The following is an 8,844-nucleotide window of genomic DNA, read 5'->3' on the forward strand; positions in this document are numbered from 1 at the left end:
CCCCCGCCCCCACGGACCCCTTCTCCGCCGACGCCCTCGGCCACCGAGCCGGATACGTCCTGTACCGCACCACGCTTCCCACCGAGGGCCTGGGCCTCCTCCACTTCGCCGGGGGAGTGGGCGACCGCGCCCAGATCTTCGTGGACGGCGCCCCCGTCGGCGTACTGGAACGAGAGCGCCACGACGAAACCCTGGCCGTACAGGTGCCGCGCCCCGGAGCCGAACTCCACGTCCTGGTGGAGAACATGGGCCGGGTCAACTACGGCCCCCGCATCGGAACCCCGAAGGGCCTCCTGGGCCCGGTGACCTACGACGGCACACCCCTGCACGGCTGGGACTGCCACCCCCTCCCGATGGACGCCCCGCCCACGCTGCCCTCGGACCAGACACCGGCCGCCCCGTCGGCCTCCGCCGAACCGGCCTTCCACCACGGCACGTTCGAGGTGAGGACCCCGGCGGACACGTTCCTCTCGCTGCCCGGCTGGACCAAGGGCCAGGCGTGGATCAACGGCTTCAACCTCGGCCGCTACTGGAACCGAGGCCCCCAGCGGACGCTGTACGTCCCGGCCCCGGTCCTGCGCCCCGGCACCAACGACCTGATCCTCCTGGAACTCCAGGCCACCACCGCGACCCGAGCCCACCTCACGGATACCCCGGACCTGGGCCCGGCGGCACACTGAGACACGGTCCCGCTCCCGCCCTCCGCACCACAGCCCTCCGAGGGGCCCCGCCCCGCGGTGACGGGCCTATCCTGTGGACCGGCGGGAGCGGACCCGGATCACCACCGTCACCAGCCCCACTACCCCCTACCACCACCACAGTCGAGGTCCCGGGACCCCGACCACCCGGCCGAAGGACAGAAGAGGGCACCCGAGATGACCCCAAGCGCCGCCGACGGCCCGGCGACCAAGGGAGGCCGCAGCCGCCGCAACTTCGCGGGCGCGCGCCCCGTGATGGCCGACGTGGCGGAACTGGCCGGCGTCTCCAAGCAGACGGTCTCCAGGGTGCTGAACGACCACCCGGCGGTACGCCCGGACACCCGCGAGGCGGTCCTCGCGGCGATGCGCACGCTCGGCTACCGCCCCAGCCGCAGCGCCCGCTCGCTGGCCAGCGGCCGGACCCGGATGCTCGGGGTGATCTCGTTCGACGCGGCACGCTACGGCCCGGCCTCCACCCTGACCGCGATCAACACGGCGGCGCAGGAGGCTGGTTACCTGGTCAGCTCGATCGCCCTGGACACGGCCGACCGCGACACGGTGGTCCGGGCGGCGGACCGTCTGTCGGCGGAGGGCGCGGACGGCATGATCGCGATCGCCCCGCAGCTGCGGGTGGCGAAGGCGCTGGCGGAGGCCCGCCTGGACACCCCACTGGTCGTCCTCGACAACGACCTCGGCGACGGCACCCCGGTGGTCACCTCGGACGCCCGCACCGGCGCCCGTACGGCCACGGAGCACCTCCTGTCCCTGGGCCACGCCACGGTCTGGCACGTGGCGGGTCCGAGCGGCTGGGCCTCGGCGGACCGCAGGTCGGACAGCTGGCGGTCCACGCTGAGGGCGGCAGGCATTCCGGCCCCGGCCCCGCTCCTGGGTGACTGGAGCGCCGACTCCGGTTACGACCTCGGCCGCGAGCTGGCACGGAACCCGAAGATCACGGCGGTCTTCGTGTCCAACGACCAGATGGCCCTGGGCGTCCTGCGCGCCCTGCACGAGGCGGGCCGCCGCGTCCCGGACGACGTCAGCGTGGTCGGCTACGACGACATCCCGGAGGCGGCCCACTTCCTCCCCCCCCTGACCACCGTCCGCACGGACTTCACGGACATCGGCACCCGAGCCCTCCACGTCCTCCTCAACCGCATCGACGCTCCCACGACGCCCCCACCGCCCCTGACGGTCGTACCCGTCGACCTACGGATCCGCGACAGCACGTCGCCACCCACCCGAGACCGCTGAAACGACCACCAACGGGTGCCCTGCTCTGTTGGCGACGCCGGCCAGGTTGTCAACGGCGTGACTGGTGTGACGGCGGTGGATCGACTCCCTGCGACCCTTGCGTCAGGGCGCCCGCTTGCGTCATCGGTCGGCGCAGTCATCGCCTCCTCTCGCGATGGAGCTTGCGACGGGGACGGCTACGCACCAGGAGCCCGGTACCGGACCTGCTCGGCTCTGCGCAGGGCATCCAGTGTTTCATCGACGGTCAGAAGAACAGTCGTCTCGAACGAACTGAGCGCCCCGCCTCCACTGATCGCCAGCGCAACCGCGGCCATGGACACGTTGTCCGGGGCCTCCCAGAGGTTGTAGCCGTCGTGCGTGCCGAAGGCGTACCAGAAGCCGTGGAGCTTGCCGCCGACGGACTCGATGTACGACTGCGCGGCCTGCGCGCGGTCCTCGGGACGGCCGATCAGCCTCGCCCAAGTCTCCGGCGTGTAGCTGAACCTCGACAGATAGAGCGGCATCGTATTTCCCTTTCGTTCCATCCAGGGGTGCCCCGCGGGACGGGAAACGCGCCGACGGTGGCGCGCGTATCCCCCGAACGGCCGGAGACGACGACCGGCATGGACCCCGTCGGCCGGAGACGACGACAGGCATGGCCCCCGTCGGCGGATGACCGCCGCACCAACCCGAGCCGTGCTCAGGAGTGTGGATCGAGCGCGCGGAGCGTCTTGGGCGCCCGCCGCCGCTCCCGCCTGAACGGCCGTGTACGGCGCTGACCAGACGGAAACCAACACGGACGGCGGGTGGCCGGGCTCGCCGGCATCGTGGCTGTGGAGAAGGGAGCGTCATGGCAGTGGCAGTGGCAGTGGGCCGAAAGGGATCACGACGGAGCGCTGTCGACGGCACGGTCCACCACTGACGGCTGCGAGGCAGACCGACGTATTGCGTCGACGGATCAGGCGCGTGCCTCGCTGCCCCCACCAGCATCAGCCACGCTGCCCATGTGTGTCGCCGAGGGGAACAAACTGCGACGGCCGTACCGCGATCACGCAGCCAGGGTCCGCAGCTTGGGAAGCAGCGGGCGTTTGCGGTTCGTATGGGCTCCGACCCGCGCGTACGGCTACGGCGAGGCCTCACGGGGATGGGTCGCTCTGCCCGCGGTTCCCCGCTCGACCTCGTGCGCCTGTGGTCGTGGGGGTTGCTGCGCGTCAGCGGCTACCAGTCCCGCCAGTCATCCGTGATCTCGGTGCGGCTGATGCCCCGCCGTGATGCCAGAGCAGCCACATCGATGCCGTGCTCCGTCAAGGCCTGATCGATGTACAGGCACAACTCCTCGCGCTCCTCGGTCTCATAGCCGGCGCCGCCATGGTCTTCGTTGATCTCGTTCAGAGCCAGGACGACACGCTTGATCGCCTCGAAGACCCGTTCGTCGTCCCGGTCCCGGAGCGTGCCCGCTTCCGACTCGAACGCGTGCAGTGCCCCGTCGGTCGCCGCCAACAGCGACTCAGGGAAGAGCTCCGCCAGGAAGGCATCGCTCGGGGACCGTGTCCCAGCGGCGAGCTCGGTCGCCTCTTCGTCCACGCGGGCCCGCCAACGTGCTGATGGTCTGATTGCCATGTCAGGACCGTAGGCCCAGGCACTGACAGTGCCGTCGGGCTGCACTGCTTCTCGACTGTGGTGGTGAGGTGCGGGGCTTCGTTCCAGACCGCTCACCTGCGTTCATGGACGGATGGCCATCGACGACGAGGAAGCCCCGCTCCCGCCTGAACTTCCCTAACGGGGCTGAACGAGTCGGCTACCGAGGCGGAGCAGCGGACAACCCGGAACCCGAGAGCAACGGTTCCCTTTTGGCGGGACCTTCTCTGACTTTGACTTTGGCTCTGACTCTGCGTCTGGCGTCAAGGGCATCGCTCTGGGGAGCTTCGCACGCGGGGCCGTGGCGCGCATGCTCCTACAGGCCGCGTAGCGCCTCGTACAGGTCGCCGTACGCGGTCCAAGAGTCGATGCTGCCGTCAAAAGGGCCTCACTCGCCAGACGTCGATCACCGCTTCAGGAGGGAGGCCGGGTGATCCCGGACCTGAGCTGCGACTTCGCCTGCCGGGGAAGTGGACGGCTACTCGACTGCAGGGCACCGATGTTGACCGTGGCTGACCTCTGCGGCCGGCACGGTTTCGGCACAGACCTCAGCCGACGACAGTCAGCCACGACGACGGCTCCCCGACGGACCAGGTGCGCGTATGCCTCGCTGCACCCGCATCGACCTCAGCCACGTCCTCGGGTGCCGTCGGCCAGTCCTTCCACGGCGAGCGGAGCGGCACACGGCCTGGAGGCCGCAGATGTCTCGGACGACAAGGCAGACCGCAGCCCCGCGCATGGCAGATCAATAGGACGAGGCCACGGATACTCCACGGCCGGGCGAGCCGGCCTTCGTTACGAGCCTGCCCGGCGTGCGGTTGACCGGGCCGGCCAGGGGATGTCCCCCAGGGGCGTTGAGGACGCCAGAGGCTTCCGTGCGGCTGGGTGTGGGTAGTCCAGAACTGCCAGTGCTCCGCTCGCCGAACGTAGAGCACCGAAGGGAAGCCGACTTGAAAGAGTTCTTGCTGCTAATCGCGGGTGTCCCGTTCGGTATTCTGGCGAGCTATTGTTACGAATTCGTCAAATCCAAAACGGACAGGATGTACGACCCCATCAAGATGGAAGGTAAATGGGGAGAGCTGACCAGCACGCCAGGCGGACGGCGGTGCAGCATGGGTGAAATCAGATTCGATAAGCGTCGAGGCATGTGGGCATTTGACGGAACGAACTATCACAATGACGGCAAGCCGTTCTGTCATTGGACCACCGAGGCCAGCTACTTAGACAAAACGAACCGGATATTTCATTACATTTTTTCTAACACGCTGGTTGAATCAGGAGAGAAGGCGTATATCGGTTTCGGGGTCGTCCGTTTCCGGCGGGAGGGGCGAGCCTGGTTGCCGGACCGAGGGTTCTTTATCTCTGGCAACCAAGGGGAGCAATATCGCACGCACAGCATGGTGCCACTCGACGCGATTCCCACGGACCAGGCTGCTGTCCGAGAGGTATTTCGCTCGCAACTGGGCCTTGATGATGCGTGATCTACTCAAGTGCCCTGCGACTCGTATCCCTGGCGAGGCACCCGGCAACCTTGACTGCAGGGCACCTCATTGACTGTCTACGACGGCGGCCGACCTGGGCGTAGAGGTGGCGAATCTCGGTTCGTCCACCGGTGCGGCTTCGACCTCATGAGAGGCCTGGATACGAGACCTTGACCGAGCCCGTGCTAGCCGCGCCCCGCATCGACGGTCAGCGCATAGTCGGCGCTGACCCGGAAGCTGTCAGACCCACCGCGAATCTTCAGAACGTGTGCGCCCGGCTCCAGAGGCGGCAACTGGATCCACAATCCGCACCCAGTGGTAGCGAAACCACTGTCCCCACCGGCGGCACCACTGCCTGCGAAATCGCCGATCTGAATCGGCTCCCCGCGATAGGTCTCCGCATCCAGGCGCTTGCCGTCGAGGGCGGCCGACCCGGTGGCACTCGCCATGAAGTCCGAGCATTCTTCTGCAGTGCCGTACCTGTTCACGAGGGGGAAGGCGACAGGTCGGCCGTAAGGAATGCTGCAGGTTCGTTGGACAGATTCCCCGTACGTGCCGGCAAGGAACCACACGTCGTCCGGTTGGTACCGAGCACATGAGCTTCCGTCCTGGTCCGCGACGGGATCGGATTCGTCCGGTCCGGCGGATACCCATGACCACCATCGACCCTGCAGCTCCGCGGATGACAGGACGGGTGCCTCGCTGCTGCCCCTTCCGCACCCCACCGCGGCTGTCAACACTGCGACGGCAAGCACTATCCAGCCTGACCGCATTCTCATCCGTTCCCCCGTGTCCCCCAGGCACCACCGTTTCACGATGGCGCGACATCCAGCGGCACACTATCCGTGCTTCCTGGGCCGGGAGAAACAGTTTGATCGGAGCGGGCACGGTACCGCGGCCCATGCCGGCCTCGACGAGTCCCGACGCCCGCAGTTCGCTCAGTCCCTGACGGGCCGTGGGGCGCGTCGCCCCGGACCGTTTCGCCAACGCCCCCTCGGACAGGAGCGGTTGGCCGAAGGTGAGGGTGCCGTCCAAGATGCCTTCGGGTACGGAGCCGGAGAGGTTCAGGACAACCGCAGGCTCAGGAACCGGCCTGCGAACGAGACCCGCTCGTTCCGATTCCGCCGCGCCTCGTGCGCATGCTCCGAACTCACATCGAAGAATTGGGCACAGCCAAGGACGGTCGCCTGTTCGCCGACGGCCGCGGGGGAATCGTCGCCTCGACGACGTACTGGCGTGTCTGGGACGAGGCGCGGCACCTGGCGCTCCCTCCGGAACAGGTGGCTTCGCCGCTCGGCCGTACGATCTGCGGCACGCCGCGCTCTCCTCCTGGCTCAATGCCGGCATGGACCCCACCGAGGTCGCGGAGCGCGCGCGGGCAACAGCGTCGAGGTGCCGCTGAGCCGGTATGCGAAGTGCCTCGACGGTCGCCAGGCCGTCGCCAACCACCGGATTGCCGAACTCCTCGGCGGCGACGACGGCCAGCACGACGGGCACCCGGGCGAGACCCCTATCTCGACCTGTCCCGGTTGCACCCACAGGCATGATGGCCCCGGACACCGGCCCGGGGTCTTCGGTTTCGCAGAAGGCAGCTGTGGATGGTGCTGTGGATGGTTGCTCGCGCCCTTCACCTGCGGGTGCGGCGCCTGTAGTAGTGCGCGGTCACCGCGCCGAGCAGCGGCCCCCAGGCTGCCATGGGCAGATAGCAGGCGGTCATGAGCCGGTTGCCCCACGTCGTGGTGTCCATTTCAGCGTGCAGGGTCGTCCAGACGAGAAGCACGCCGTAGACACTGCAGGCGACTGCGCCGAATGCGGCCGGTGCAACCGCGGCGAGGACCGGAACTGGACGGCCTCCGAGGTACGGCAGCCAACGCGGCCACACCTCACCCCACGGGCGGACGAGCCCGAGTGTCAGCCAGGCCAAGCCCTCCTGGGCCAGCGACAGCAGGGGCAGCACCAGCAGGCCCCAGCCGGGTATGAGCATCGCGTCGTACTCGGACTCTCCCAGGCCGAGCGGTATGCCCAGCACTGCGGCGAGGCGCCACAACGCAGACGGCAGAGAGGCCCAAACAACCGCTGCGGCCGCGCGTCCAGCCCAGCTGGGGACACGGGGGACCGTCCGGCCCAGAGGGCGGCCGGCTAAGTGACCCTTGTTCACGGGCTGTTGGGGGAGAGGGAAGCAAAGGTGGGCATGCGGCACGCTCCTCGATCAGCGATGCAGTGCGGTGCCCTTGATGCTTCCGCGGTCCCCTACCGCTTTCGTCCGGCAAGGGCATGCACTGCCTCCGACGCAGGACGTAACCGCAGCGTCGCCACATCAGCCTTGGGACGTATGCGTGGGCGCCGTCGCCCACTGCTGCACGGTCCCGCGGTGCCCGCTCCCACCTACGTAGCCGTACCTCGGTGTCTTCTCGGTTCGACCTGAAGTTTCTGCTCCGTGGTCAGCCCACGCATAGCCCACACTGCCCGACATACAGTCGCTCCGGGCCGCATACGGCTGCACATACGCGAAGACCCCACCCTCAGCGTTTCCGCTGGTGACGGGGTCTTTGGACACCTAATCCAAGGTGCCCCCGGCAGGATTCGAACCTGCGCACACGGCTCCGGAGCCCAGGTGAGAGCAACGGCTGTCGGGGCTCTGACCTGCGGGGGAGTGGTGACGGGAGCGCCTCCCGACCAACATCATCACGTCCCTATTACGTGGGTGCCCTGTCCGGGCCTGGGACCGCGCCGTATCGTCGAAGGCATGATCTCGGGCACTGGCGGCGAAGCGCACGACGGCGGCACGGAGTTCACGGCGGAGGGCGTGGAAGTCGTCATGCGCGAGGTGTGTGAGAAGGCTGGCCTCGACTCGACCGGAGCGGAACTTCTGCGCCTGGGATCCAACGCGGTGTACCGACTGGCGTCCTTACCGATCATCGTCCGCATCGCACGTGACCCTGCTGTCCTGGCAGAAATGGAACGTGCCGTGGGCGTCGCCCGATGGCTGGGGACGATCGACTTCCCGGCCACGCGTGTGCCGGCCGCTGTCGCGCAACCCGTCCTTGTGCGCGGCCTGGTGGTGACCTTCTGGGAGAGCGTCCAGGAGCACGAGGAGTACGCGACGGTCGGCGAGGTGGCCGACCTGCTCCGCCGCCTGCACTGGCTGGAAGAACCGGAGTCGCTGGGCCTGCCCTACTTCGATCCCCTGGCCAAGCTGTCGGCCTCGCTGGACGGCTTGCACGCCGTCTCCGCGGAGGACCGGTCCTTCCTTGAGGAACGAGCGGCCAAGCTCGCCAAGGAGTACGACCGGCTGGACTTCGTGTTGCCGTTCGGCCTGATCCACGGAGACGCCAACATCGGGAACGTCCTCCGCCACCGGGACGGTCATGCGGTCCTCATCGACCTCGACGGCTTCACCCTCGCCCCACGCGAGTGGGACCTGATCCTGACCGCGCTCTACTACGACCGGTACGGCTGGCACACCAAGGCGGAGTACGCGGAGTTCGTCCACCGGTACGGCTTCGACCTCATGAACTGGCCTGGATACGAGACCTTGGCCGACCTGCGGGAACTGATGATGGTGGCCTGGCTGGGCCACCAGGTGGGCACGAGCGAGCGCTCTGCCACCGAGTTCGCCCGACGAGTGCGGTCGCTGCGAACTGGCGAGGGACGTGATTCGTGGAGTGCCTTTTAGCGAAGAAGGCGCTGGACCCTAACCTCGCGCTTTCACGAGCGTGCCCGTCCATGCCTTGATCAAATAAGCGGAGAGTGCTCCTGACCTGCAACGATGGGACTTGTCTAGGGTCCTGTTGGCT

The 8,844-nt window shown here is 67.9% G+C and carries 7 protein-coding genes and 3 pseudogenes; 5 read left to right on the forward strand and 5 right to left on the reverse strand.

All coding sequences use genetic code 11. The annotated features are described in order from the left end of the window. Positions 1-680 (forward strand): annotated as a pseudogene (locus P1P75_RS36575) (beta-galactosidase); the annotation flags it as partial. Between the two features lie 195 nt (positions 681-875). Then, a complete protein-coding gene (locus tag P1P75_RS36580) occupies positions 876-1,949 on the forward strand; it encodes a LacI family DNA-binding transcriptional regulator (RefSeq protein ID WP_319263581.1) in 1,074 nt (357 codons plus the stop codon). Positions 1,950-2,125: 176 nt separating this feature from the next. Here P1P75_RS36580 and P1P75_RS36585 read toward each other — a convergent pair whose 3' ends face one another. Further along, a complete protein-coding gene (locus P1P75_RS36585; RefSeq protein ID WP_319263583.1) occupies positions 2,126-2,452 on the reverse strand; it encodes a GYD domain-containing protein in 327 nt (108 codons plus the stop codon). A gap of 694 nt (positions 2,453-3,146) precedes the next feature. Beyond that, a complete protein-coding gene (locus P1P75_RS36590) occupies positions 3,147-3,512 on the reverse strand; it encodes a hypothetical protein (protein ID WP_319263584.1) in 366 nt (121 codons plus the stop codon). Between the two features lie 1,004 nt (positions 3,513-4,516). On the opposite strand from P1P75_RS36590, the gene P1P75_RS36595 reads away from it, so the two are divergent. Further along, positions 4,517-5,047 (forward strand): hypothetical protein, encoded by a 531-nt coding sequence (locus P1P75_RS36595; protein WP_319263586.1) that lies wholly within the window; start codon positions 4,517-4,519, stop codon positions 5,045-5,047. Positions 5,048-5,232: 185 nt separating this feature from the next. Here the strand turns inward: P1P75_RS36595 and P1P75_RS36600 are convergent, their stop codons facing one another. Both P1P75_RS36600 and P1P75_RS36605 read right to left on the reverse strand, forming a co-directional pair. Next, a complete protein-coding gene (locus P1P75_RS36600) occupies positions 5,233-5,496 on the reverse strand; it encodes a hypothetical protein (RefSeq protein WP_319263590.1) in 264 nt (87 codons plus the stop codon). Positions 5,497-5,944: 448 nt separating this feature from the next. Further along, positions 5,945-6,082: pseudogene (locus P1P75_RS36605) on the reverse strand (GntR family transcriptional regulator); the annotation flags it as partial. A gap of 18 nt (positions 6,083-6,100) precedes the next feature. On the opposite strand from P1P75_RS36605, the pseudogene P1P75_RS36610 reads away from it, so the two are divergent. After that, a pseudogene (locus P1P75_RS36610) lies at positions 6,101-6,526 on the forward strand (site-specific integrase); the annotation flags it as partial. 148 nt (positions 6,527-6,674) lie between these two features. Here P1P75_RS36610 and P1P75_RS36615 read toward each other — a convergent pair. After that, positions 6,675-7,076, reverse strand: coding sequence for a hypothetical protein (locus tag P1P75_RS36615; RefSeq protein WP_319263587.1), 402 nt, complete (start codon positions 7,074-7,076; stop codon positions 6,675-6,677). Between the two features lie 717 nt (positions 7,077-7,793). On the opposite strand from P1P75_RS36615, the gene P1P75_RS36620 reads away from it, so the two are divergent. Further along, complete coding sequence (locus P1P75_RS36620; protein ID WP_319263588.1) at positions 7,794-8,723, forward strand: aminoglycoside phosphotransferase family protein; 930 nt, start codon at positions 7,794-7,796, stop codon at positions 8,721-8,723. Positions 8,724-8,844: the final 121 nt, after the last annotated feature.

This window comes from Streptomyces sp. ID05-39B (genome assembly GCF_033794725.1).
Lineage (GTDB): Bacteria > Actinomycetota > Actinomycetes > Streptomycetales > Streptomycetaceae > Streptomyces > Streptomyces bobili.